Here is a 24063-nt window from a genome sequence, read left to right as displayed (position 1 = left end):
TTACCACAAGGAGGTTAGAGTGAAAAGAGGAAAAAGGTATTTAGAACTTTTGAAGAAGATTGATAGGCAAAAAGCCTACTCAATTGATGAAGCAATTGAAACGGTAAGAAATCTCAAAAGCGCAAAGTTTGATGAAACAGTTGAAGCAACTTATGTGTTGAATGTTGACCCAAAACAAGCAGACCAAAATGTGCGTGGCGTTATTACACTTCCACATGGAACTGGTAAAAGTGTAAAAGTCCTTGTTTTTGCAACGGCAGATAAGGCACAAGAAGCAAAAGATGCCGGTGCTGATTATGTTGGTGGTGAGGATCTAATCCAGAAAATCGAAAAAGAAGGTTTTCTTGATTTTGATGTTGCTATTGCAACCCCTGACATGATGAAATCTCTTGGGCGTATTGCAAAGATCCTCGGGCCAAGAAAACTCATGCCAAGTCCAAAGTCTGGTACTGTAACGATGGACATCTACGACACCGTTAAGGAATTTAAAGCAGGAAAAATTGAGTTTAGGGTTGATAAGACTGGCGTTATCCATACTGTTATTGGAAAGTCATCATTTACACCTGAACAACTTAAAGAGAACTTACTTGCTTTAAATTCTGCAATTATTAAGTCAAGACCTGCCTCTGTAAGAGGACAGTATGTGAAGAAAGTTTACCTATCACTTACGATGTCGCCTGCGGTGAAGGTAAACGTTAATGAACTTTTAAGAGCATAAAATTGAAGTAACTTTAAAACCGAAGACAGTTGGTGGGGATGTTCCCCTTAAAGTTTGCCAACCGAGGTTGAAAGAATAGAGTTGCATGTTTACCTCTTTCGCCCGGTTGGCAACAACCGGGGTTTTTATTTAAGGAGGCTCTATGAAGAGAGAAGAAAAACGAAAGATTATCGATGAGATTGAGGAAAAACTGAAGAAGATAAGCGAGCAGAGTGTATTCTTTGTAGACTTTAAAAGTATAAAGGCAAACGATATTACAAACCTCAGAAAAGATTTTAAACTTTCAGGCATTTATTACAGAGTTGTTAAAAATGACCTTTTGAGAATTGCCTGTAAAGAACTTTCTGTGGATGTCCCACAGAACATTTTTATTGGTAATGTTGCACTCGTTGTATCTTCAATGGATCCTACTGAACTTGCAAAGAAGTTTGTTGAAGCGAAAGATGCAGATGAAAAGCCTTTCTTCGAAATGAAGGGTGGATTTGTAGATGGCAAATATTTAACTGGCCCAGAACTTGTTGAACTTTCAAAACTTCCTCCAAAGCCAGTTATTATTGGAAAACTCTTATACCTCATGAATTCACCAATTCAGAGGCTTGTTACTGTTCTCTCAAAACCGGAGAGAGATTTGGTTACTGTCTTAAACCAAATTAAAGATAAAAAAGAAAGCATAGCAGCATAAATTAAAATTTTTAAGGAGGCTAACATGACAAAAGAAGAAATTATCGAAGCAATTGAAAAAATGAGCGTTTTAGAACTCTCAGAACTTGTTAAGGCACTTGAGGAGAAATTTGGAGTAACAGCAGCAGTTCCTATGGCAGCAATGCCAGTTGGTGGGGCAGCGCCACAGGCAGCACCACAAGAAGAAAAGACTGAGTTTGATGTTGTCCTTGCTGGATTTGATCCTGCTAAGAAGATTAACGTTATTAAGGTTGTAAGAGAGACACTTAATCTTGGTCTTAAAGAATCCAAGGATGTAGTCGAAGCAGCCGAAAAAGAACCACAGAAGATAAAGGAAGCACTTCCCAAAAAGGACGCCGAAGAATTAAAGAAGAAGTTAGAAGAAGCAGGAGCAAAAGTAGAGTTAAAGTAATTGATTTTAAGGCTATTTTAAGGCAGGGAGTATTCCCTGCCTTTTTAAATTAGGTAAAAGGGTGATTTCTCAGAGTTTGATAATTTGATTGTCGAAGGATCTATATAGTTTTTAAGTCTCTCGAATAGTGCTTGTTTAAAAAATTTTTCTGTTTCAAAATGCTCTACATCAAGAACATTTAATTTCCTTTCTTTCATTGCAAGAGCGGTGTGATATCCAATGTCTCCGGTTATGAAAAGTTGAACATTATTTGTTAAGTTCTCATAAACAGAACCACATGCACCCGTACAAATTGCGACTTTTGATATTTTTGCATTAATATCCCCGATGTATCTTGCATAAGAAGTGTTTGTTTTTTCTTTAAAAGTTTTAATGAACGATAAGATATCTTCTTCATTCTCAAGAGTTCCAATTGCTCCGATTCCCTCATTTTTATCAAAAAGTATTTCAAAAACGTCAATTGCAGGCTCTTCATACGGGTGCGATTGTTTGAGCTTTGACAAAACTTTTAAAAGTTCTCTTTCTCTAACAACAACCTCAATTCTTACCTCAGAAACAGACTCTCTTTTGTTCCTTTCGCCAATAAACGGATTTGCATTTTCGAGTGGTCTAAAAGTTCCAATTCCTTCAATATTGAAAGAACATTCATCGTAGTTTCCAATGTGTCCTGCGCCACTTTCAAACATAGCAATTCTTACTTTTTCTTCAAAATCCTTAGGAACATACGTTACGACCTTGTAAACTTTCTCTTTACTTTGAATAATTGGCTTTTCTTTTTTAATGCCCAGCAAATTTAAAAAATAATCGTTTAGACCATTTTCTGCAATGTCGAAATTTGTATGAAAACTTATTATGTTGATTCCATTTGTTATTGCCTCGTAAAATGCTTCATTTTTACTTCTTTCGATATTCTTGATTGCCTTGAAAATTACAGGATGGTGGGTTATTATTGTCCTTATACCAAGTGTTTTTGCTTCTTCAACAATACTTTTTTGCAGATCGAGAGCAATAAGGATATTGGAAACATCAGCCTCTAAATCGCCAAATTGGAGGCCAGAATTATCGTAATCTTCCTGTAAGAAAAAAGGAGCAATTTCGTTAAGAATACCTAAGAGTTCTCTTACCTTCATTTTCAAAGCCCAAGTTGGTCTGCAATTCCAATGAGCGCTTGTAATGATAACTCAAGAAAGTCATCTAAGGGAATTCCAAGTTCTACTTCGCAGGATTTTATCTGTTCTCTGTCTGCACCTGCTGCAAAACTTTTTTCCTTGAATTTTTTCTTCATCGATTTTAGTTCAACGGAAGCAAGTTTTTTGTCCGGTCTTACAAGAGCGACTGCAATAATGAAACCTGTTACAGGATCTGTCGCCCAGAGTGCCTTATCGAGAAGAGAAGTTCTTTCGACGCCATGTCTTTCATTGTGCGCTAAAACTGCATGCACTACATCATCCCCAAAACCAAGCTCTTTAAGCCATTGTGCGCCAATTTTACTATGGATTTCTGGATTTTCTTTTGTCTCCTCATAGTCAATATCGTGTAATAAGCCAGTGAGTCCCCACTTTTCCTCATCTTCACCAAATTTTCTTGCAAGAGCCCTCATAACTGCTTCTGTTGCAAGCATGTGTTTAATAAGATTTTCATCGTGAACTTTCTCTTGTAAAAGTTTTAATGCTTCATCTCTATTAAGCATTTTTTCACCCCTTTTCTTTAAAAATTCTATAATCTAAAAATGGGAATATGCTATCTTTTTCCTCAAGATATGATAGAAATTTTTCATCAATATTATCATCAATAATCTCTTTATAGAGTTTATTAAAGGCGTTTATATGAAATCTTTGCATTTCTGTTGCATAGTTGACTGCACTTCCCACTGTAATTAAAAACGCCCAGTCGGAACTTTCTGATAATAGTAACTCTTTTGAACACATATTTAATGCTCTTTCTTGTAATTTGTTTTTTGGTTTATCATATTGTGTTGCAAGGTTTATCATACGTTTCCCAATTACGCTTAAATGAGGATAGATCCAATCTGTGTTGTCGTTAAGCCACACTCTAAAATAACCGCCATCTCCCCACGATGAAATTGCAGGTTCTGAAACCTGCATTACAGGGTGCTTATCAATGTATTCCGAAAGTGTTATTGTCTCTATAACCTCGGAATACTTATCGATTTTTCTTAAAAGGGTTGCAAGAAATTCTGGTCCTTCAAACCACCAGTGGCCAAATAGTTCTGTATCAAATGGTGCAACGACAATTGGTGGTCTGTCCATGACGCTTGATAGGTAATCTATCTGTCTTTCACGGTTGAACATGTAGTTTCCTGCGTGTATATCAACCATTTCGAGTGCCTTTTTCCTATCGTATAATTCCTTTTTTTCAAGCCCAACATTACCCGTTATCTTATGAATTTTTATTCCAGATTCTACCTTAAAGCCTGCTGGGTGAATATATTTTTTAATTCTTGTCTCATTAATTTCATAAACAATGTCTTTATAAAACTCTCTGTAATTGAAATCTCCAGGATATCCCTCTTTTGCTGACCACACCTGTTTTGATGCTTCTGGATCTCTTCCAAAGAATGCTACACCATCTTTACTTACTATTGGTGCAGAAATTCCGTAAAAGGCTGTTGGTTTTGCGTTTATTAAACCATGAGCGTCGAGTATTGTGTATTCAATCCCGTATTTTGCAAGAATTTCTGAAACAGGTGGTGCATAGGCACACTCTCCAAGCCAAATTCCCCGAGGTTTTTTCCCGAAGATTCTTTTGTAGTTTTCGACTCCGAGTTCAACCTGCACTTCTTGGATTTTTCTGTGCGTTTCAAGGGGAAGGATTTCATGTGTTGCGGTGCAAGTGATGACATCTATGAATCCCTCGTTTTGGAGTTCCTTAAAACCGTTTATTACATTTCCTCTTAAAGTGTTTTTAAAAAATTCGTAAAGAGTTTTGAACCTTTCGAAATAAAACTGATAGTTCTCTTTTTTCTTTGTATCTTTCTCTTTTTTAAGCAAATCTTGAAGTAAAGCAATTCTCAAATTAATATACCGCTTAAATCGATTTATAAGAAGATCATCTAAAAGCATATTTGATAAGGGTGGAGTAAGAGACATTGTGATTTTGAATTTAATACCTTCATCTCTCAATTTATAGAAATTGTACAAAAGCGGCAGATAACTTTCTGTAATTGCCTCGTACAGCCAGTTTTCCTCAATGAAAAATTCTTCTTCTGGATGTTTTATGAATGGAAGGTGGGTGTGTAAAACTATTGCAAGATATCCTTTTTTCATTACCCTTCCCTTTTATATCGCAAATATTTCATTTCTTTTGCAGTCTTTAATTCCTCATCAACAATTTCCTTCATTAATTCATTCGCCACTTTTTGAGATTTTTCTTTCTTTAAAGTTTTCATATCTATAAACTCATATTTTCCTTCAGTTTTCTTTGTCGTTGGTATAAGAATTTCATTTGATTCGACTATTTTGGTGAATTTACCTTTTTCTTCCTTTCCAAGTATTACCTTTACCTTTTTGTCTTCCTCAACCTTTATGTAACTTTTGCCATGTTCGAGATTCACTGGAATTGAAAATTTTTCGCGTCTATCTTCAAATACTTTTAGAATACCTGTTCCACTTTCTTCTTTTGCTTCCCAATTTATAAATGCATATCCAGGTTCCTTTGGTATTGCGATTAGATGTGTTTCGCCTGTTTTTTCTTGTAATTCTCTCCTTAACCTTTCTTCTATTGCTTTTAGTTCCTCAAGAGGTTTTTTTGCTTTTTTGATTGCCTTTATTAACTCTTCTTTTTTCATCTTATTTCTATTTTTTACTCCGTGAATTTTTGCAAGTCTTAAAAGTTCTATTCTTTTTAGTTTATTGAGATCTTCCATATTGTTCCTCCATTAGTTTCTTTGTAAATTTGAAGCCTCTCTCAAGGACTACGATGTTAGAAGGTGTAACATAGAAATATTTCTTATCAATTTCAGGATTAAACCCGATTTCTACACCATCTGGAATTTCTACATGCTTGTCAATAATCACCTTTCTTATTTTTACATTACGTCCAATCTTTACCTCTCCAAAAACAATCGAGTCTTCTATAAGACTGCCAGCCTTAACCTTTACATCATAAAAAATAATTGAATTTTTTATGGTTGCTCCACTTATAATCGAACCCTCTCCTATAATTGAGTTTTCAACTTTGCTTTCGATAAGTGTTCCATTAATTTCGCCTTCGGTAATTTTACAGGGAGGATATTGCCTTGAATGGGTATATATTGGCCAAGATCTATCGAAAATATCGATCTTAGGGTGTGGTGAAAGTAGATCCATGTTTGCACAGTAATACGCATCGATTGTCCCAACATCTTGGAAGTATCCAAAACCTCCCTCTTTATTTCTAAACTGATGTGAGAATACTCTGTAACCATGATGGATTGCGTATGGAATAACATCTTTTCCAAAATCATGAGATGATGTTGAAACTTCCGCATCATGAGTCAAAAGATCGATAAGGACTTCTGGTTTAAATAAATATACGCCCATAGATGCAAGACATTTTGTAGGATCATCTTTGAGTGTTGGAGGGTCTTTTGGCTTTTCTTTGAAGTTTATTATCCTTCCCTCATCGTTTGTCTCCATTATTCCAAACGCGCTTGCACGTTCCTTATCTATTACTATGGTTGCAATGGTAAGATCTGCATCATTATTAAGATGAGTTTCAATCATATCTTTGTAATTCATCTTGTATATGTGGTCTCCTGAAAGGATGAGAACAAGTTTTGGCTTCTCTTGTTCGACGAAGTATAGATTTTGATAAACTGCATCTGCTGTGCCTAAGTACCATCTCTCTCCAAATATCTGTTGCGGTGGAACATCGACAACATATTCGTTGAATCTAACATTGAGAAAATTCCACGCAAGTGCAAGGTGTCTTCTTAAAGAGGCTGACTTATATTGGGTTGCAACTGCAATCCTTCTTATTCCAGAATTTACACAATTGCTCAAAGTGAAATCAATGATTCTAAATTTTCCCCCAAATGGTACTGCAGGTTTCGCTCTTTCTTTTGTAAGAGGATAAAGCCTCTCTCCTTTTCCGCCTGCAAGTAAATATGCAAAAACATCTTTCTCGATGTCTATCATAATGACCCCTTTTTATTTATTATAACACCAAATGTTAAAAACTAGAATAGAGAATCCTTGGATTTAAACCCGAGATATTCTTTTGCAGTCGATGTTATAATTCTTCCCTTTTGAGTTCTTATAATAAAATTTATCTTTATTAGGTATGGTTCTACTATCTCTTCGATTGTGCCTCGATCCTCTCCCATAGCCGTTGCAATTGCTTCGATACCTGCAGGACCTCCGTTGAAATTGCTCTGAAGAATTTTCAAGTATTTTCTATCAATTTCATTGAGACCGTAATCATCTATATTCAGATTTTTAAATGCATTAAGAGCAACTTCTTTTGTAATCACATCAAATCCATTTACACTCGAGAAATCTCTTACTCTTTTTAAAAGTTGAATACCTATTCGTGGAGTTCCTCTTGCCCTTTTACCAATTTCATAGGCTCCTTCTTCTGTAATTTCAACTCCAAGGATACGTGCGTCCCTCAAAACGATCTTCATAATTTCTTCTGGTGTATATAGTTCAAGATGAAAAACCATTCCGAATCTATCCCTAAGTGGCGGCGAGATAAGTCCAAAACGTGTTGTTGCGCCGATAAGAGTGAAAGGTTGTAAATTTAAAGTAATGGTATGTGCACTTCTTTTTGCACCAGTTACAATAGGTAGTTTGAAGTCCTCCATTGCTGAGTATAAGACTTCTTCAACTGGTTTAGGTAACCTGTGTATTTCATCAATAAAGAGAATATCATTTACTGAAAGATTTATGAGAATTCCTGCAAGGTCTGAAACCTTTTCAATGGAGGGACCAGTTGCATATTTCAGATTTACTTTAAGTTCTTCTGCAATTATTTTTGCAAGTGTTGTTTTCCCTAAGCCTGGTGGACCGTAGAAGAGTATGTGATCGAGGTGGTCATTTCTTGACTTTGAAGATTGAATTGCGATTTTTATGCTTTGAACAACTTTTTCTTGTCCAATGAATTCGTCTATACTTTGTGGTCTAATGCTTTTCATTGCTCAACTTCTTTATACCTTCTTTCATCATTTCTTCGATTGGTTTTGTTTTATCAAGATTTTTCACAACTTCTTTAACTCTATTCTTTTCAAAACCTAAAGATATAAGAGACTCAGTTATAATTTCAAGATTTTCATCTTTTGTCTCTTCAAGTTTCTTAAGTTCTCCACCAATTTCAAGGACGATTCTTTTAGCGGTTTTTTCGCCAAGTCCTTTGACTTTCAAGAATGGCGTATGATCCCCCTTTTTAATGGCATTAGTTATCTCATCAAGTGAAAGTGATGATAATATATCCAGTGCCTTTTTGGGGCCGACACCAGATATTTTGTTGATTATAAGTTTAAAAAAGTTAAGTTCTTCTTTCGTTAAAAATCCAAATAAATTTATTTCGTTTTCCTTTATATCTTCAAAAATGTAAACCTCATAATCTTTTCCCTTTTCGAAAGTTTCTGCATGTGCTACAAAGACTTCAAAACCGATACCTTTTACGTCAAGTATAACCGAGTCTTCATCTTTTTCTACAATTACGCCTCTGAGTTTTTTAATCATCTTGCGCCTTCAAGTAGAAATTGTATGAATAAATGTGACACAATGCAAGCGCTATTGCATCTGCTGCATCGTCTGGTTTTGGAGGTTCATTAAGGTTTAAAATTGCTTTCAATGTATCTTGAATTTCACTTTTAGATGCCCTTCCAAATCCCACCACAGTTTTTTTTGCTTCCAAGGGTGTGTATTCGAAAACCTTTTTATTGTGAATGAATGAAGAAAGAAGAACTACCCCCCTTGCTTCGCTTACGCTTACTACTGTTTTTAGGTTTGTATTGAAGAATATTTTTTCTACTGCGACAAAATCAATGTTATAATTTGAAAATATTTCGGACAAATTTTTATAAAGAACGCCGAGCCTTTCCCCTAACTCGGCATTCTTATTTGTTTTTATAACTCCGTACTTTATAAGATTTATTTGGTCTTTTTCTTTTTCAACTATTGCAAAGCCTGTTGTTGCTACTCCCGGATCAACGCCAAGAACAGTGAATTTATCAATTTTACGATCCAATTCTTTCAGCAATTGCCTTTAACTCTTCTTCGTCAATATCGTAGTTCGTGTAGTAATCTTGAACATCATCGTGGTTTTCGAGTTCATCCGAAAGTTTAACAACTCTTACCGCATCTTCACCCGTTACTTTTACAAGAGTCTTTGGTATCATTACTAATTCTGCCTCTTTAATTTTGAACCCTTTTGATTCAAGAGCGGTTTTTACTTTATCAAGATCTTGAGGTGCTGTGTAAATTGTGAAAACTCCTTCCTCTTCTTTCAAGTCTTCTGCGCCAGCATCGGCAATTTCCATAAATAGTTCGTCAAAAGACAAACCATTTGAATCTTCAAGTTCAATTTGTCCTTTTGTCTCAAAGTTCCAGGAAACTGCACCAGATTCTGCAAGACTTCCACCATAGTTTGAGAAAATTTTTCTCAGTTCTGCAATAGTTCTGTTCTTGTTATCTGTTGATATTTTGATGATGAATGCAGTACCTGCTGGTCCATATGCTTCATAGGTGTATTCTTCATATGTAACACCTGGAAGTTCTCCTGTTCCTCTCATTATTGCCTTTTTTATGTTATCCATTGGCATCCCGAGTCTTTTTGCTTTATCAATTGCATTTCTTAGCCTTGCGTTAGTTTCGGGATTACCGCCACCTGCACGGGCTGCGATAATTAACTCCTTTGTTAATTTTGTAAACAACTTTCCTCTTTTTGCATCCTGTGCAGACTTTCTTGCCTGTATATTGTGCCATTTAGAATGTCCTGACATGTCTTAACCTCCCTATCTATTTAAAAATTTTTCAACACTTTCTATAAACATTTTATGGATTCTTGGATCGTTTCCAAGTTCAGGATGAAAGGCTGATGCATAAACATTCCCTTGTCTTAAAAAGACTACCCCTTCTTCAAGAGATGCAAGGGCCTCTACATCTGTTCCAAGATCGACTGCAATAGGTGCTCTTATAAATATTGCGTGAAATGAATCATCTAACCCTTTTACATGGAGATCAACTTCCATGCTGTCTATTTGCCTTCCAAAGGCATTCCTTATAACTGTTATATCAAGAATACCAAGTGTAAACTGCGAGTAATTCTTAATCCTCTTCGAAAGAAGTATCATACCTGCACAAGTTCCATAGACAGGCATACCTTCGTTAATTCTCTCTTTTATAACATTTTCAAGTTCAAATTTTGTAATGAGCCTTCCCATTGTTGTGCTTTCGCCACCTGGCATAATAAGTCCATCGATTGCTTTAATTTCTTCAGCTGTCTTTACAGGAATCGCTTCAACTCCAAGACTTTTAAGCATGTTTAAGTGCTCTGAAACTGCACCTTGTAAAGCCAAAACACCTATTTTCATCTTATTCGCTCCTTACTTGCATTAATTCATCTTCTGTTAGTTTCCTTATATCAATGCCCCTCATCTCTTCGCCAAGTTCTTCCGAGACCTTTGCAATGATCTTCGGATCATCAAAATAAGTTGTAGCAGCAACAATTGCTTCTGCTCTCTTCCTTGGGTTGGATGACTTAAATATGCCTGATCCAACAAATACACCATCAGCGCCAAGTTGCATCATGAGAGCCGCATCTGCAGGTGTTGCAATACCGCCCGCTGCAAAGTTAACAACAGGAAGCCTTCCAAGTTCCTTTACTTCTTTAACAAGTTCTATAGGGGCTCCAAGTTCTTTTGCTTCGACATAAAGTTCTTCTTCACTCATATTTTGAATTTTTCTTATTTCATCCATAACCATACGCATATGTCTTACTGCTTCAACGATATTTCCTGTTCCAGGCTCACCTTTTGTTCTAATCATTGAAGCACCTTCTGCAATTCTTCTCAAAGCTTCCCCAAGATTTCGTGCTCCACAAACAAAAGGAACCTTGAATTTCCATTTATCGATGTGATGTGTTTCATCGGCTGGCGTTAGAACTTCACTTTCGTCTATAAAGTCAATTCCAATTGCTTCAAGAACTTGTGCTTCAACGAAGTGTCCAATACGAACTTTTGCCATTACAGGAATTGAAACTGCATTCATTATTGCTTTCACGAGTGCTGGGTCTGCCATTCTTGCTACTCCACCCTGGGCCCTGATATCTGCAGGAATTTTTTCCAATGCCATTACAGCAACTGCGCCTGCTTCTTCTGCAATTTTTGCTTGCTCTACGGAGGTAACATCCATTATTACTCCACCTTTTAACATTTGAGCAAGGCCTCTTTTCACTTTTACGCTTCCGAAGATTTCTTCCATACTTTTTACCTCCTAACCTTTATATTTTACATTTTTTTCCTAAAAAATCAACATCAAATTTATATTTTCTTTACTGTATTTTAGAGTTATAATAGAGAAAGGAGGTTTGCCAATGATAGACGTTGAAAAATTAGTGCAAAATACCGATAAGGAAGAACTGAAGAATTATAGAATGCATGTTTTAAATGCACTTAATGCAGCTCTTCAAAGTGTTGACCCTTACAATAGTGTTAAAAATTTCGTAAAAAAACTTGATGATACGCTCGAAATTAGTAGTGAAGTCTATGATTTGACTGATTTTTCTCGTATTTATGTTATCGCTTTCGGTAAGGCAAGTATAAAGATGTTTAATGCAATTTCTGAAATTGTTAATATCGATAAGGGAATTGTGGTAAGTAATGTTTATAAGGAAATAGACATGCCCAATGTAAAATTTATACAAGGAGGACATCCAATACCAGATCAAAAAAGTATTGAGGCAGGAAATGAGATTTTAAACTTGGCAGGAGAAACAGATGCTTCAACTTTAACTTTTGTTCTTATATCAGGCGGTGGGTCTGCTCTTGTTGAAAATCCCTTAATTGATTTAACAAGGCTCCAGGATTTAACAAAGGCACTTATGAAGAAAGGAGCTGATATAAACGAATTAAATGCTGTAAGGAAACATCTTTCAAAGATTAAAGGAGGGAAACTTCTTAAGAATCTTAAAGGAACAGTTGTCTCACTTATCATTTCTGACGTAATCTTTGATCCTCTTGATGTGATTGCATCAGGCCCCACATATTTCGATTCAACAACTTTTTCCGATGCTTTATCCGTTCTTAAAAAGTATGGACTTGATTTAGAATTTGACGATACTGTCAAAATTTTTGAAAAAGGTTTAAATGGGCAAATACAGGAAACTCTTAAACGTGATGAGAAATTAAATTGCACTTTTCAAAATCATATTATCGCTTCAAACTACATTGCAAATAGAGCAATGCTTGAATATTTTGGCAAAATTGGTTTGAATATCCTTTACCTTGGGCCTGCGGTACAGGGAATTACTTCATCTGTTGCAAAGATGATTGCAGGCATTGGCCGGTCGATTGATTTAGGCTATATGGATATTAAAAAGCCAGTTGCGGTTGTATTCGGTGGCGAAACAACAGTTGAAGTAAAAGGAAATGGTGTTGGCGGAAGAAACTCTGAGTTTACGCTATATATGGTAAAATACCTTCAAGAAACAAACTTTGTGTTTGCTTCAATTGGCACTGATGGAATTGATGGAGTTAGTCCTGCAGCTGGTGCAATAGCAGATTCAAGGACATTTGAAAAAGCAAAAAGTCTAAATTTGGATTTAAATAAATTTCTTGAAAATAATGATTCTTTTACTTTCTTTGATCGTCTTGGTGATGCGATTATAACAGGACCAACTGGCACTAACGTTGCAGACGTTGCACTTCTTTTGATCTTTTAGTTTAAAAAGGCCCCAATACGGGGGCCTTTTTAGAATTTATCCAAAAATAAGCGAAAGCAAGAGAACACCCAAAAGTGCTCCAATCCCTGTTACAAGGGAGCCAACTGTTTGAAGTTTGTAGGCTTCTCCTACGTCCATATCTGAAAACTTTGACACAACCCAGAAATATGAATCATTTGCATGAGATACAACCATTGAGCCTGCTCCAATTGCAAGAACGACAAGTGCTTTCTGAGGTGTTGTAGTGTAACCAAGTGAAGGAAGCATAGGAGCAAGGATTGAAGATGTGGTGATTAGAGAAACTGTTGAAGATCCCTGCGCTGTTTTAATTGCCGCAGCAATTACAAATGGAAGTAAAAGTCCCATATGGAACTTTGCAAGTTGTGTTCCTAAGAAGTTTCCTACTCCACTTGCTCTCAAAACGCTTCCCAAGGATCCTCCTGCTGCAGTAATTACAAGGATAATAGCAGAGGTTTTTATTGCTTCACCTACCCAACCATCAAATACTTCCTTTTCCCACTTTGTAATAGTGGATGCAATAAACACACCTATTAGTAGTGCAATGTTTGGGTTACCAATGAAGACAAAAAGTTGCTTCCAAAATCCTGTTCCAAAGGGATTTGTTGGGAATGATGCAATGGAATTTAAGGCGATAAGAATCAAAGGAAGTACTATAGGCAAAAATGACATAAATGGGCTTGGAAGTTTTCCAAAACTCTTTTTGAGTTCTTCAAAAGTTTTTCCGTGCCCTGGATCAATCCAAATATTTTTTCCAACTCTAACTGCATAAAACCATCCAAAAAGCATTGCAGGAATTGCTGCTAAAAGTCCAAGAATTATTACAATTCCAAGATCTGCGCCTATGTTTCCTGCTGCTGCAATTGGCCCAGGTGTAGGTGGAACAAGACAGTGTGTTGAATATAACCCCATACTAAGTGCAGTACCCATTACTGCAAGCGAAATTCCTGATGCCTCTGCAAGGCTTCTATTGAGTGCTTGCAAGATTACAAATCCTGAATCGCAAAATACTGGAATTGAAACGATGTAACCTGCGATAGCCATGGCAAGTGGAGCGTTATAGCTTCCCACAATTTTAAGAATTGTTTCTGCCATAACAATTGCAGCTCCAGTTTTTTCTAAGAAATATCCAAGAATTGTTCCAAGTACAATTACGATACCGATACTTGTAAGAGTGCTACCAAATCCTCCAGTAATTAAATTTATAAGCCCTGTAATTGTTTGATTGTCTTTCTTTACATCAAGAAGTGGTGGAGTTCCAGTAAATGCAAATGAAAAGATTCCATAGAGAAGTGCTGCAAGCAAAAGTACCAAGAATGCGTTTACTCTCAATTTTGCAGTCATGTAAACGATAAAAACAATTACTAAAACTAACAAAATTGTTTGAATAATTCCTGCAACCATGTGGTACCTCCTTTGTGAATTTTTGTTTTTTTATTTTCGAAGGATTTTTTCTTCTTTCTCACCTCCTTTTTTAGTTACTTTATTCTATACAATTTTTTTTGTTTGCAAATATTCTATAAAATATTGTTGAAAGACTTTATGGGAAATTATATTGGAACTTCAGGATACTATTACCCCGGTTGGATAGGAGAATTTTATCCTGAAGGGATAAGTTCAAAAGATTTCCTTGAATACTATGAACGCTTTTTCGATACCGTTGAACTTAACTCAACTTTTTATCACATGCCTCGAAAATCCACGATGAGAAGTCTTAAAAGAAAACTCAGAGACGATTTTCTTGTAAGCGTTAAACTTAATAGAGCGATTACGCATATAAGAAGGCTTAAGGAAGTGAAAGATTTACTCGATATGTTCTTTGAAAGCGTCTTTGAGCTTGAAAAAAATTTGGGAGTTGTTTTAGTCCAACTTCCACCCTCTCTTAAAAGAAACGATGAACTTTTGGTGTCATTTATTGAAACACTTCCGAAAGACATAAAATTTGCAATTGAATTTCGACACAAAACTTGGCTTGACAAACAAATATACAAAATATTAAGGGAAAACAATATAGCATTTGTTGCAACACACGGTGATAACTACCCCTTTCTTAAAATTGAAACCGCTCACTTTACCTATATAAGACTTCACGGGCCGAAGGAACTCTATGCATCTTCATATTCAAATAGCGAACTCAAAGACTGGGCAAACTATATAAAATCTTTGAACCAAAAGGGTTTAAATACATTTCTTTATTTTAATAATGACTTTTATTGCTATGCAGTGAAGAATGCTCTTACCTTGAAAAAATTGCTTTCCTGAATTATAATTTTCCATTATGAAAAGAAGAAAGATATTCTCAATACTTTTGCTTATATTTGCTACGCTTATTTGGGGCTCAACTTTTACGCTTGTTAAGTCTACACTTCGATTTATAAATGAGTTTCAATTGCTTTTCCTTCGTTTTGGTTTTGCAAGTGTAGTTGCATTATTTGTTGTATTAAGGCATAGAAAATTCTTAAAGAATCCCAAATTATTGTTACTTCTTATCATATTAGGCATTTCTCTTTTTGTTGCCTATGCTTTTCAAACTATAGGTTTAAAATACACAACGCCAACCAAAAGTGCTTTTATAACAGGTCTTTATATAGTGTTTACTCCCATTTTTTCCACAATATATCTAAAAGAAAAACCGAGAAACTTCGAAATTGTTGCTTTAGTTTTATCTTTTGTAGGGCTTTTGTTTTTATCACAAATCGATTTAAGAAGTCTAAATTCTGTTAATTTTGGTGATATCCTTACCTTGTTGTGTGCGATCTCTTTTGCTTTTCAAATCGTTCTTACCGAAAAACTTGTCAAGGATTTACCCAGCTTACTTGTAACTTCAATTCAAATGATTGTTTCATTTGCGCTATCTTTTCCGTTTGCTTTTTTAAATCAACATTTTAATTTGAATCGTTTTGTGATGTTTTCAACCTTGTTTTTGGGTGTTGTCGCAAGTTTTTTTGCAATTCAAACGGAATCTTTTGCATTAAAATATATTGACTCAACAGAAGCGTCTTTAATTTTTATCCTTGAGCCAGTATTTGCGTATTTATTTTCATTCTTTATTCTGGGAGAAAGACTAAACTTTGGTGGAATTGTTGGTGCAACTTTAATTTTAACTTCAATGGTTATAATTGCTATTTATAATAAAGAATAAGTGGGACAACCATTTCATCTTCTGTTAGATTTCCATGCTTTCCTAAAAGATTCAATTCACTTTCCTCTGAAATAAAATCTACGTACGAATTATCTTTGAAGAGGATTATATAGTCTCCAATGCGTTCTTCGAAGCTTATGGTGTTACCAAAAAGTCCAAGGTTAAGTGCATCTTCTTTCGTTAAAGCGGTAATATTATCAAATTTTTCGAAAAAGGCCTTTTGCAATTTTCCATTTGTATAAATGTAAGGCGCTCTTACATCGGAAACTGGCAAAAGAATATTTTCGGAATCTTTCTCTTCTTTCAGTTTTATCACTTTGCCATTCGAAGTATCTATCTGCCCATGATCTGCGGAAATTATGAGGAGTGTATCATTATCAATTTTTTCAAGAAGCAGTCTTAAGAAATAATCGAGGAATTTTATTTCGGAAATTACCACCTGAGAATATGGTCCATAGTGATGTGAGAGCGCATCAATGCTCCACCAGTAAGCATTTATGAAGATGGTATCAAGTTTAAGCAATTCTACAATTTTATTGTAGAGGTCTGAAAGTGTTAAATACCCAAGTTCTTTTGTCCCTCTATATACTGCCTTGTCGAATGTGCTTGTTAGATAATCAGATCTTACAATAGAATAATTCGGAATGTTGTTTTCATTTAAGATTTCAAAGATCGTTTTAATAGGGATAAGCCAATCCTCGTCGTATTTTATAGGGCAGTTTTTATTCACAGAAAGTTTTTGAAAAAGTGGATTAATGAGATTTCCGAATTCTCTTGTATAGAATCTATATCCTAAAACCCCATGTGTCCCTGGCTCACTTATTGTGTATATGGAAGGTAATGCAGTTGCAGTTGTCGATGGGAAAGTTGATGTCAATACTGTAAATATGCCATTCTTGATTATTTCTTCAAAAGATTCTAACAAAACCTTCTCTCTTGCAAAACTAAGAAGATTAAATCCAAATGCATCAATTAAGAAAAATATCACCTTTTTCTTTTTTGGAACTTTTAGAATTTGAGTTATTGTAAGCTTCTCAAAATTATTTTGAATTTCAAAGTTTTCAAGTATTAGGCTTCCGATATTTGATATGTTAAGGCCGTTATAGACTGGAGTAATAAAACCATTTATCTTCGACTCACTTTTTATTTGTTTAAGCGTATCAATAAACATGATTCATCAAGATGGCGGAGGGGATAGGATTCGAACCTACGAGGCTCATCGCCTGCCGCATTTCAAGTGCGGTGCCATCGACCACTCGGCCACCCCTCCACTTTTATTTCCTTGTTATTTTATCAATTCCCATGTATTTTTGCAATACCTTGGGGATAGATACACTTCCGTCTTCGTTCTGATAATTCTCAAGGATTGCAGCCATTGTTCGCCCAACTGCAAGTCCAGAACCATTCAGTGTGTGTACAAACTTCAATTCGCCATCATTAGTTCTGTATTTTATATTTGCTCTTCTTGCCTGGAAATCTTCAAAATTGCTTACCGAGGAAATTTCGACATATTTTTCTTGCGCAGGCATATAAACTTCTGGGTCGAATTTCATTGCCGCAGTAAATCCAAGGTCGCCTGTACACATCATCTTGATTTGGTAAGGAAGTTCTAATGCTCTTAAAATGTCTTCTGCATTGTCGAGAAGTTCGTATAAATTCTTGTAAGATTCTTCAGGTTTTGTGAATCTAACCATTTCAACCTTATTGAATTGGTGCACTCTTATTATTCCTCTAGTATCTTTACCTGCTGCACCTGCCTCTTTTCTAAAACATGCCGTATATGCAACATACTTTATTGGAAGATCGCTTTCATTTAAAATTTCATCTCTGTGTAAATTTGTAACGGGAACCTCTGCGGTTGGATCAAGATACAATTCTTCTCCTTCGATTTTGTACATATCCTCTGCAAATTTTGGAAGTTGCCCTGTTCCTATCATAGAGTCTCTGTTAATAAGAAATGGTGGAAATATTTCTTTATATCCATGATGTTCAATATGATAGTCAATCATAAACGATATTAACGCTCTTTCTAACTTTGCGCCAAGTCCCGTTAAAACGTAAAATCTTGAGCCAGAAATTTTTACTGCTCTTTTAAAATCAATCAAACCTAATGCCTCTGCGATTTCCCAATGTGGTTTAGGTGGGAAATTAAATTCTCTAATTTTACCTTCTTTTCTTAAAACAACATTCTCTGTTTCATCTTTACCAACAGGAACTGATGGATGTGGAAGGTTTGGTATGCTTAAAAGTATTTCTTTGTAAATTTTTTCGACATTTTCAAGCTCTTTTTCTTTTTGATTTATCTCTTCGCCTAATTTTCGGACTTCTGCACGAACACCGTCAACTTGTTCTCCTTGCTTTAATTTTCTTCCAATACTTTCAGAGAGTTCCTTTCTTGTATGTCTCAAATTATCAATATCTTTTACAAGTTCCCTTCTTTTTTTATCAACTTCAAGAAACTTATCGACTAAGGTTGGATCTCCACCCTTATTTTTTATTCCTTCTTTTACAATCTCTGGTTTTTCTCTTATAAGATTTGGATCAAGCATTCTATACCTCCTATGGATTTATTGTAATTATTTTTTCTCCATATGCAACAACATTTCCGTTTGAGTCCTTTAAGTAGGCTTCAATTTTCATATCGCCAGTTCGTAATGCAAGTATAGAATAATTATAAAACCCGTTTTGCTCGTTTGTAAGATTTGCAACTGGTAAGTTATCGATTATAAGATTTAAGGTTTTGTTACTTAAATCAAATTGAGATGCATCGACTGAAATATTAATAGGTTCTCCAACCTTATAGGTATCTTTATCGGTTGAAATAGACAAAGTTTGAGTTACAGTTTCATATCTTGGGTCATACTGTGTCGGTTCTGTGCCTTTAATAAATACCCTTTCTTCAGTTAGATCCAAAGGGCATGTGGGAGGTGCAAGAAGACCAGAATCTTTTACCACTCTTACAACTACAAACCCAAGATCTCTTATATCTGTTCCTGGTAAAAACCCGTTGTGATATGCATACTTTATTATTGTCTTACCGTCGGATGGCTTATCTGTTAAGTATCCTGTGTCATCATATGCATTTTTAAATGTAATATTTTGAGGCTTAGCAAAATCGTTCTTTGGAAAATAGTTCATTGCAACGAGCATAAATTTTCTCCAGATCATTGCAGGAAATCTTGCGCCTGCATTCATTACATCGGGAAATGTAATTTCATCTGAGTCAGGACCAACCCACACACTTACAGAAATATTTGGTGTGTAACCGTCGAACCATGCGTCTCGCCAGTTATCAGTACTTCCTGTCTTACCTGCTGACGGAAGTCCGCTTATTTTTGCGTTGGATTTATGTGCCATGACATAACTAAATAAATTATTCATTATATAAGCTACATCTTCTGGGATTGCCCTATATGATTGATCCTGATGTTCGTAAAGAACTCTTCCGTCTGATGAAAGTATCTTTGTTACGATGTAAGGCTCGTGGTATATACCTCCATTTCCTAATGTTGCATAGGCATTTGCCATTTCAAGTTGTTTTATTTCAAAACTTCCTATTGCAATAGATGGGTAAGGATTTAATGGAGTTGTGATACCAAATTTTCTTGCAGTAAATATCACACGTTCAAGTCCGACACTCAAAGCTGTTTTTACTGCGCAAACATTTGAAGATTGATTAAGGGCTTCTCTTACACTCAGGTACCCAAAGTATTTTCCTTCCCACTCATGTGGGGTCCAGTTGTCAATAGTGTAGTTTTCAGAGAGGATTATCGAAGATGGTGTAATAGAACCATATAAGATTGCAGAAGTATAGTCGAAGATCTTAAAGGAAGACCCAGGTTGTTTTAGTGCAACGGTTCTATTATACTTTGTGTTGTCGTAATCTCTTCCCCCAACCATCGCAAGGATTGCACCAGTATTAGCATTGATTGCAGTAAGTGCTGCCTGTGGTTGAATTACACCCTTTGAATCTTTTTTACCCTTCGGGAATATATTATCATTCTCCGCTTTATTTAATACTTCGTCTATTGCTTGTGTTGCTGCCTTTTGTAGTTCTGGAATTACCGTCGTGTATATTTTTAAGCCACCTGCATACAACATCGTGGACCCAAATTTCGATGCAACAAAGTCTTTGACGTAGTCAATCACATACCCCATATTGTCCTTTTCAACTGGTTTATTAGTTAATTTTATTTCCTCATTAATTGCCTTGTTATATTCATCTTGACTTATCATCTTGTATGAAAGCATCTTATCAAGGACTTCTTTTTGTGCAGTCTTTGCATAATCAAAATTTGCGTAAGGATTGTATTCCGAAGGTGCCTGGATTATTCCAGCAAGCATTGCACCTTCGGCAAGGTCAAGGTCTTTTGCGTGTTTTCCAAAGTAAGTCAAAGACGCCTGCTCTATACCGTATGCTCCAGAACCAAAATACACTTGGTTTAAGTACATTTCCAAAATTTGATCCTTTGTAAATCTTTTTTCAAGTTCTGTTGCAAGTAATGCTTCCTTTATTTTTCTATCTATAGTTCTTTCCTGTGTTAAAAACATCGTTCTTGCAAGTTGTTGTGTGATAGTACTTGCACCTTCAATTGTTCTACCCCTGCTTATTATTGCAACGTAAATTGCTCTTAGAATACCTTTGTAATCAAGTGCTCCGTGCTCATAGAAACGTTTATCTTCCTGTGCAAGCACAGCCTTTATTGCAATAGGTGAAATTTCGCTCAGTTTTACGTAAATTCTATTTTCTGTTGCATAAACATTAGTAATAAGATTGCCTTTGTAGTCGAAAATTTGAGAGGCTTGATCAGGAGAAAATGTATATATATCAATATTCGGAAGTCCTTGTTTTGCTTTATTTATATAAATTGCAAAGACTGTCCCACCGATTAAGCCGATAATTAACACAAAAACAATAAGTGTAACTATAATTGCCTTAAGTATAGATCTTTTCTTTTTCTTATTTTTGTTCATCTCTTCCATTTTTAATCACCTGCCCCTTTGAACATTAAATAAAACAAAAGACCAATTAATCCTTCAAGGAAAAGTAAAACTCTATAAAGTGGTGGTAATTTTTCTTTTTTTAAAAGTATATTAGTAAGGATGCCTGAAACAATCCATAAAATAATTATGACTATAAGAGCTGTCGCCATTATTTATACACCCCCTTAATGAAATACTTGCCAAATCCTGTTGCTTTTATTTCACCACTTTCATCCTTTATTTCACCGTATGCATAAAAGATATTGTGTTTTATATCCTTTTGGTATCCATATGCAAAGAGTCTTTGGTCGACAAGGCAGTGTTTCAAATATCTTATATCAAGCTCAACGGTGTAAAGAATATAACCTTCAAGAAATTTTACATTTGCCATTATGTCGTCAAGAATTGCTGCAATAATACCGCCATGTATAATACCAGGATATCCTTCATAATCTTTATCCAACGAAAACTCAGCATAGGTAAAGCCATCTTTTAACTGTATGTTCAATTTTAATCCTTTTGGGTTTTCTCTTCCACAAACAAAACAATTGAAGCTCATCTTACTTTTTCAAGCGGCGCATAACGAAGATCGAGATTCTTAACTCCAATTTTCAAAAAATCAATAGTTGCAAATGGAATGTCACCATCGTAAACAACATCCAAAACTTTTCCCAAACCCCAAACTTTATGTAGCACCGTATCACCCTTCTTTATTGCAAATACATGTTGTTCTTCTTTCTCTTTATTGTATTCGAAAACTTCTATTTCTTGTAGAAATCTTGAAGTCTTTGTTGGATTAAGGCTTCCAAACTTTGATCTTCTTAGCGCATATGTTAGGAATAGTTTTTCCTTTGCTCTTGTTATGCCAACGTAACATAATCTTCTCTCTTCTTCGATATCTTTTGTTGTTTCGAGAGATCTAAAGTGAGGGAGTAGACCTTCTTCAAGTCCAACAAGGAATACCACAGGAAATTCAAGACCTTTTGCTGCGTGGAGTGTCATTAATGATACTCTGTCCTCATTTTTCGCTTCATCTATACTCGTTATTAGGGAAATTTGTGTAAGAAGTGATGAAAGATTTGCATCTTCTGTTTCTCTTGTAAAATTAATAACCATGTTTTCAAATTCTTTAACGTTGCCTATTCTTTCTTCGCTATCTTCTTTAAACTTCTCCTGAAGATACTTGATATATTTTACTTTCGAGACCACTTCTTCTACGAAACGTGGGAGTGGTTGAGTTTGCGAAAGTTCTTGCAACTCTTTTATTAGTTCATAAAATTCCTTTAAAGGTTTTGATTCTTTTATTAAAAGGAATTCTTGAATGCTTTCAAAAAGTGACTTTCCTTTTTCTTCTGCAACTTTTTCTAACTCTTCTATTGTCTTTTCTCCAATTTTTCTTGGAGGGATATTAACTATTCTTTTAAAACTTATATTATCATTCGGGTTATTTATAAGTGTGAGATATGCAATGATATCCTTAATTTCTGCTCTTCCATAGAACTTTTGGCCTCCAATTACTTGATATGGAATTCCTTCCTGAATGAGGTATTCTTCAAAGGCTCTTGACTGGAAATTTGTTCTATAGAGTATTGCAAAGTCTTTGTTTTTATAGCCTTTCTCTTCTTTTAAACTTTCAATTTTGTTTACCACAAATCTTGCTTCATCTAATTCATCAAGTGCTTCGTAAAAACTGATTGCATTTTCAATATGGATGTCTGAGAAAAGTTCTTTCTCAGTTCTTCTTTTATTATGCTTAATGAGCTTGTTTGCAATGTCAAGTATTTCTTGTGGGGACCTATAATTTCTTTCAAGTTTTACAACTTTTAAGTCTGGAAAATCTTCATAAATTCTGTCAATAAATTCTGAACTCGCACCTCTAAATGAGTATATACTCTGGTCATCATCACCAACAAGGGTAAATCTCCTTGTCTTTTCAGTGAGTATTTTTATGAGTTCATATTGCATTCTATTTACATCCTGATATTCGTCTACAAGTACGTGTCTGAATTTTGTTTGATAGTAGTGCAAAACATACTCGTTTTCCTGAAAGAGTTTAATTGTAAGCATTATAAGATCATCAAAATCAAGTGCGTTATTTTCTCTTAGAATCTTTTCGTATCTTTTGTAGATTTTTGAAACAACTTGTTCAAAATAGTCACTGTAAGTAAACTTGCTTGCATCAATTAGGTTCATTTTTGCTTTTGAAATGTAATCCTTTATCTCGTTTGGGTTGATATATTTTGGATCCAAGTTTAGATCCTTCATGATATCTTTTATTACATTTGTTGAATCATCTTCATCGAGAATGGTAAAATTTTCTTTGTATCCCAGAAATTTAATTTCTCTTCTTAAAATTTTTGCACATATGGAGTGAAACGTCCCTATAAAAAGATCTTTTATTTCTTCACCTATTATGTGTTCAGTTCTTTCTTTCATCTCCTGTGCTGCTTTGTTTGTGAATGTTACCGCAAGAATTTGTGAAGGTCTTATGGAGATTGCGTCAATGAGATATGCAATCTTGTATGTGATTACCTTTGTTTTGCCAGAGCCTGCCCCTGCATATACCAAAAGTGGTCCTTCAATATATGTTACCGCCTCAATTTGGGCAGAGTTTAAGTCATTAAGATAATTTTCTTTCATAGGCTATATTATAGCAGGAATTAGTATAAGGAGTATTATAATAAAAGGAGCAAAGAAAAGAAGGTTCGCTTTCGATGTTTCTATTTCATATGCTTTACTTATCGCTAAAATAGAAAGTATTACTTCCCAAATTATAAAAAGAATGTTAATTCCCTGGGAATAACCTACATTAAAAAATGAAAATATAACATATAAGAGTCTTGAAATTAACATTGGTGTAGATGCAAATGCAAGATTTTTCATAAGTTTTATGCCGTTGCTTTTTTTGAACATAATTTGTGCAAGTAGTTCATAAATTGATGAGGAAACAATTGTAGCGATGAAGGGGAAAATAAGCGTAATGTAGAGAAATTTATAAGATGTTACAGTGCTTTGCAAAGCTTGTATCAATTCATTTGTTAGTTCAGGAAGGAAATTGGTAGCTCTTTTTAGTCCGAATTTTACAAATGCAACTGAATACAAATATATAATTGCACCACTGAGAAGTAGAAACAGGATAAAAGCAGAGGTTTGTGTTTCTTCTTCAAATGCCCTGTGAGGTGATTTTATGACCTTAATTATTTTTTCAATAAGCATAAAGTC

25 protein-coding genes, 1 tRNA gene and 1 other annotated feature are annotated in these 24063 nt (G+C 35.1%); of the genes, 6 read left to right on the top strand and 20 right to left on the bottom strand.

Translation table 11 applies throughout. The features are described 5' to 3' along the window. Nucleotides 1-19 precede the first annotated feature (19 nt). The 3 genes from rplA (at nt 20) to rplL (ending at nt 1811) form a co-directional block, all read left to right on the top strand. A complete protein-coding gene (gene rplA, locus CSE_RS05305) occupies nt 20-718 on the top strand; it encodes a 50S ribosomal protein L1 (RefSeq protein ID WP_014453618.1) in 699 nt (232 codons plus the stop codon). Nucleotide 719: 1 nt separating this feature from the next. After that, nucleotides 720-855 (top strand) — a sequence feature (ribosomal protein L10 leader region). 5 nt (nt 856-860) lie between these two features. After that, nucleotides 861-1400: a 50S ribosomal protein L10 gene (gene rplJ, locus CSE_RS05300; protein WP_014453617.1), complete on the top strand. Its 540-nt coding sequence runs from the start codon at nt 861-863 to the stop codon at nt 1398-1400. Nucleotides 1401-1424: 24 nt separating this feature from the next. After that, complete coding sequence (rplL, locus tag CSE_RS05295) at nt 1425-1811, top strand: 50S ribosomal protein L7/L12 (protein ID WP_014453616.1); 387 nt, start codon at nt 1425-1427, stop codon at nt 1809-1811. Between the two features lie 44 nt (nt 1812-1855). Here rplL and CSE_RS05290 read toward each other — a convergent pair whose 3' ends face one another. The 11 genes from CSE_RS05290 to pdxS are packed head-to-tail and all read right to left on the bottom strand — an operon-like array spanning nt 1856 to nt 11239. After that, on the bottom strand, nt 1856-2941 hold the full coding sequence (locus CSE_RS05290) for a Nif3-like dinuclear metal center hexameric protein (protein ID WP_014453615.1): 1086 nt from the start codon (nt 2939-2941) through the stop codon (nt 1856-1858). A gap of 2 nt (nt 2942-2943) precedes the next feature. Then, nucleotides 2944-3501, bottom strand: coding sequence for an HDIG domain-containing metalloprotein (locus tag CSE_RS05285; protein WP_014453614.1), 558 nt, complete (start codon nt 3499-3501; stop codon nt 2944-2946). 4 nt (nt 3502-3505) lie between these two features. Continuing rightward, nucleotides 3506-5098, bottom strand: a complete 1593-nt coding sequence (locus CSE_RS05280; protein WP_014453613.1) for a glycoside hydrolase family 57 protein — start codon at nt 5096-5098, stop codon at nt 3506-3508. Further along, the gene (locus CSE_RS05275) at nt 5098-5697 is read right to left on the bottom strand and encodes a Rho termination factor N-terminal domain-containing protein (RefSeq protein ID WP_014453612.1); all 600 of its coding nucleotides are present in this window, start codon (nt 5695-5697) and stop codon (nt 5098-5100) included. The genes CSE_RS05280 and CSE_RS05275 overlap by 1 nt, the downstream gene beginning before the upstream one ends. Then, a complete protein-coding gene (gene glgC, locus CSE_RS05270; protein ID WP_014453611.1) occupies nt 5681-6949 on the bottom strand; it encodes a glucose-1-phosphate adenylyltransferase in 1269 nt (422 codons plus the stop codon). Before glgC ends, CSE_RS05275 begins: the two co-directional genes overlap by 17 nt. Nucleotides 6950-6990: 41 nt before the next feature. After that, the gene (gene ruvB / locus CSE_RS05265; protein WP_014453610.1) at nt 6991-7947 is read right to left on the bottom strand and encodes a Holliday junction branch migration DNA helicase RuvB; all 957 of its coding nucleotides are present in this window, start codon (nt 7945-7947) and stop codon (nt 6991-6993) included. Beyond that, nucleotides 7934-8497, bottom strand: coding sequence for a Holliday junction branch migration protein RuvA (gene ruvA, locus CSE_RS05260; RefSeq protein ID WP_014453609.1), 564 nt, complete (start codon nt 8495-8497; stop codon nt 7934-7936). The genes ruvB and ruvA overlap by 14 nt, the downstream gene beginning before the upstream one ends. Continuing rightward, on the bottom strand, nt 8490-9005 hold the full coding sequence (ruvC, locus tag CSE_RS05255) for a crossover junction endodeoxyribonuclease RuvC (protein WP_014453608.1): 516 nt from the start codon (nt 9003-9005) through the stop codon (nt 8490-8492). The genes ruvA and ruvC overlap by 8 nt, the downstream gene beginning before the upstream one ends. Then, nucleotides 8995-9759 (bottom strand): YebC/PmpR family DNA-binding transcriptional regulator, encoded by a 765-nt coding sequence (locus CSE_RS05250; RefSeq protein ID WP_014453607.1) that lies wholly within the window; start codon nt 9757-9759, stop codon nt 8995-8997. The genes ruvC and CSE_RS05250 overlap by 11 nt, the downstream gene beginning before the upstream one ends. Before the next feature lie 12 nt (nt 9760-9771). After that, complete coding sequence (gene pdxT / locus CSE_RS05245) at nt 9772-10350, bottom strand: pyridoxal 5'-phosphate synthase glutaminase subunit PdxT (protein ID WP_014453606.1); 579 nt, start codon at nt 10348-10350, stop codon at nt 9772-9774. Nucleotide 10351: 1 nt separating this feature from the next. Further along, a complete protein-coding gene (pdxS, locus tag CSE_RS05240; RefSeq protein ID WP_014453605.1) occupies nt 10352-11239 on the bottom strand; it encodes a pyridoxal 5'-phosphate synthase lyase subunit PdxS in 888 nt (295 codons plus the stop codon). 112 nt (nt 11240-11351) lie between these two features. Between pdxS and CSE_RS05235 the strand changes: the two genes are divergently transcribed. Further along, nucleotides 11352-12698 (top strand): glycerate kinase type-2 family protein, encoded by a 1347-nt coding sequence (locus CSE_RS05235; protein WP_014453604.1) that lies wholly within the window; start codon nt 11352-11354, stop codon nt 12696-12698. 36 nt (nt 12699-12734) lie between these two features. Here the strand turns inward: CSE_RS05235 and CSE_RS05230 are convergent, their stop codons facing one another. Continuing rightward, nucleotides 12735-14120, bottom strand: coding sequence for a GntP family permease (locus CSE_RS05230; protein WP_014453603.1), 1386 nt, complete (start codon nt 14118-14120; stop codon nt 12735-12737). A gap of 138 nt (nt 14121-14258) precedes the next feature. Here CSE_RS05230 and CSE_RS05225 point away from each other — a divergent pair, with 138 nt between their 5' ends. Both CSE_RS05225 and CSE_RS05220 read left to right on the top strand, forming a co-directional pair. Continuing rightward, nucleotides 14259-14978 carry a DUF72 domain-containing protein gene (locus CSE_RS05225; RefSeq protein WP_014453602.1) on the top strand — a complete coding sequence of 240 codons (720 nt, stop codon included), beginning with the start codon at nt 14259-14261 and terminating at the stop codon, nt 14976-14978. A 16-nt stretch (nt 14979-14994) separates the two neighbouring features. Continuing rightward, the gene (locus CSE_RS05220) at nt 14995-15858 is read left to right on the top strand and encodes a DMT family transporter (protein WP_014453601.1); all 864 of its coding nucleotides are present in this window, start codon (nt 14995-14997) and stop codon (nt 15856-15858) included. Here the strand turns inward: CSE_RS05220 and CSE_RS05215 are convergent. The 8 genes from CSE_RS05215 to CSE_RS05185 all read right to left on the bottom strand — a co-directional run bounded on the left by CSE_RS05215 (nt 15839) and on the right by CSE_RS05185 (nt 24057). After that, nucleotides 15839-17029 carry an alkaline phosphatase family protein gene (locus CSE_RS05215; protein WP_014453600.1) on the bottom strand — a complete coding sequence of 397 codons (1191 nt, stop codon included), beginning with the start codon at nt 17027-17029 and terminating at the stop codon, nt 15839-15841. The genes CSE_RS05220 and CSE_RS05215 overlap by 20 nt on opposite strands. Before the next feature lie 12 nt (nt 17030-17041). Beyond that, nucleotides 17042-17128, bottom strand: a tRNA-Ser gene (locus tag CSE_RS05210). A gap of 4 nt (nt 17129-17132) precedes the next feature. After that, the gene (serS, locus tag CSE_RS05205; RefSeq protein ID WP_014453599.1) at nt 17133-18407 is read right to left on the bottom strand and encodes a serine--tRNA ligase; all 1275 of its coding nucleotides are present in this window, start codon (nt 18405-18407) and stop codon (nt 17133-17135) included. A gap of 10 nt (nt 18408-18417) precedes the next feature. Continuing rightward, nucleotides 18418-20841 (bottom strand): transglycosylase domain-containing protein, encoded by a 2424-nt coding sequence (locus CSE_RS05200; RefSeq protein ID WP_014453598.1) that lies wholly within the window; start codon nt 20839-20841, stop codon nt 18418-18420. A gap of 2 nt (nt 20842-20843) precedes the next feature. Beyond that, complete coding sequence (locus tag CSE_RS08430) at nt 20844-21011, bottom strand: hypothetical protein (protein WP_014453597.1); 168 nt, start codon at nt 21009-21011, stop codon at nt 20844-20846. Beyond that, on the bottom strand, nt 21011-21349 hold the full coding sequence (locus CSE_RS05195) for a hotdog fold domain-containing protein (RefSeq protein WP_172633864.1): 339 nt from the start codon (nt 21347-21349) through the stop codon (nt 21011-21013). The genes CSE_RS08430 and CSE_RS05195 overlap by 1 nt, the downstream gene beginning before the upstream one ends. 47 nt (nt 21350-21396) lie before the next feature. Further along, a complete protein-coding gene (locus tag CSE_RS05190; RefSeq protein ID WP_014453595.1) occupies nt 21397-23481 on the bottom strand; it encodes an ATP-dependent helicase in 2085 nt (694 codons plus the stop codon). A gap of 3 nt (nt 23482-23484) precedes the next feature. Beyond that, nucleotides 23485-24057 carry a YIP1 family protein gene (locus CSE_RS05185; RefSeq protein WP_014453594.1) on the bottom strand — a complete coding sequence of 191 codons (573 nt, stop codon included), beginning with the start codon at nt 24055-24057 and terminating at the stop codon, nt 23485-23487. Nucleotides 24058-24063: the final 6 nt, after the last annotated feature.

This window comes from Caldisericum exile AZM16c01 (assembly GCF_000284335.1).
Classification (GTDB): domain Bacteria; phylum Caldisericota; class Caldisericia; order Caldisericales; family Caldisericaceae; genus Caldisericum; species Caldisericum exile.
This window is presented reverse-complemented; position numbering and strand designations above follow the sequence as displayed.

Coding starts and splice junctions, on each gene's coding strand:
- CSE_RS05280 (WP_014453613.1), bottom strand. CDS start 5,098: ATGAAAAAAGGATATCTTGCAATAGTTTTACACACCCACCTTCCATTC.
- CSE_RS05285 (WP_014453614.1), bottom strand. CDS start 3,501: ATGCTTAATAGAGATGAAGCATTAAAACTTTTACAAGAGAAAGTTCAC.
- pdxT (WP_014453606.1), bottom strand. CDS start 10,350: ATGAAAATAGGTGTTTTGGCTTTACAAGGTGCAGTTTCAGAGCACTTA.
- CSE_RS05190 (WP_014453595.1), bottom strand. CDS start 23,481: ATGAAAGAAAATTATCTTAATGACTTAAACTCTGCCCAAATTGAGGCG.
- CSE_RS05225 (WP_014453602.1), top strand. CDS start 14,259: ATGGGAAATTATATTGGAACTTCAGGATACTATTACCCCGGTTGGATA.
- serS (WP_014453599.1), bottom strand. CDS start 18,407: ATGCTTGATCCAAATCTTATAAGAGAAAAACCAGAGATTGTAAAAGAA.
- CSE_RS05200 (WP_014453598.1), bottom strand. CDS start 20,841: ATGGAAGAGATGAACAAAAATAAGAAAAAGAAAAGATCTATACTTAAG.
- pdxS (WP_014453605.1), bottom strand. CDS start 11,239: ATGGAAGAAATCTTCGGAAGCGTAAAAGTGAAAAGAGGCCTTGCTCAA.
- ruvA (WP_014453609.1), bottom strand. CDS start 8,497: ATGATTAAAAAACTCAGAGGCGTAATTGTAGAAAAAGATGAAGACTCG.
- CSE_RS05215 (WP_014453600.1), bottom strand. CDS start 17,029: ATGTTTATTGATACGCTTAAACAAATAAAAAGTGAGTCGAAGATAAAT.
- CSE_RS05185 (WP_014453594.1), bottom strand. CDS start 24,057: ATGCTTATTGAAAAAATAATTAAGGTCATAAAATCACCTCACAGGGCA.
- rplL (WP_014453616.1), top strand. CDS start 1,425: ATGACAAAAGAAGAAATTATCGAAGCAATTGAAAAAATGAGCGTTTTA.
- CSE_RS05235 (WP_014453604.1), top strand. CDS start 11,352: ATGATAGACGTTGAAAAATTAGTGCAAAATACCGATAAGGAAGAACTG.
- CSE_RS05290 (WP_014453615.1), bottom strand. CDS start 2,941: ATGAAGGTAAGAGAACTCTTAGGTATTCTTAACGAAATTGCTCCTTTT.
- CSE_RS05275 (WP_014453612.1), bottom strand. CDS start 5,697: ATGGAAGATCTCAATAAACTAAAAAGAATAGAACTTTTAAGACTTGCA.
- rplJ (WP_014453617.1), top strand. CDS start 861: ATGAAGAGAGAAGAAAAACGAAAGATTATCGATGAGATTGAGGAAAAA.
- CSE_RS05250 (WP_014453607.1), bottom strand. CDS start 9,759: ATGTCAGGACATTCTAAATGGCACAATATACAGGCAAGAAAGTCTGCA.
- ruvB (WP_014453610.1), bottom strand. CDS start 7,947: ATGAAAAGCATTAGACCACAAAGTATAGACGAATTCATTGGACAAGAA.
- glgC (WP_014453611.1), bottom strand. CDS start 6,949: ATGATAGACATCGAGAAAGATGTTTTTGCATATTTACTTGCAGGCGGA.
- CSE_RS05220 (WP_014453601.1), top strand. CDS start 14,995: ATGAAAAGAAGAAAGATATTCTCAATACTTTTGCTTATATTTGCTACG.
- CSE_RS08430 (WP_014453597.1), bottom strand. CDS start 21,011: ATGGCGACAGCTCTTATAGTCATAATTATTTTATGGATTGTTTCAGGC.
- CSE_RS05230 (WP_014453603.1), bottom strand. CDS start 14,120: ATGGTTGCAGGAATTATTCAAACAATTTTGTTAGTTTTAGTAATTGTT.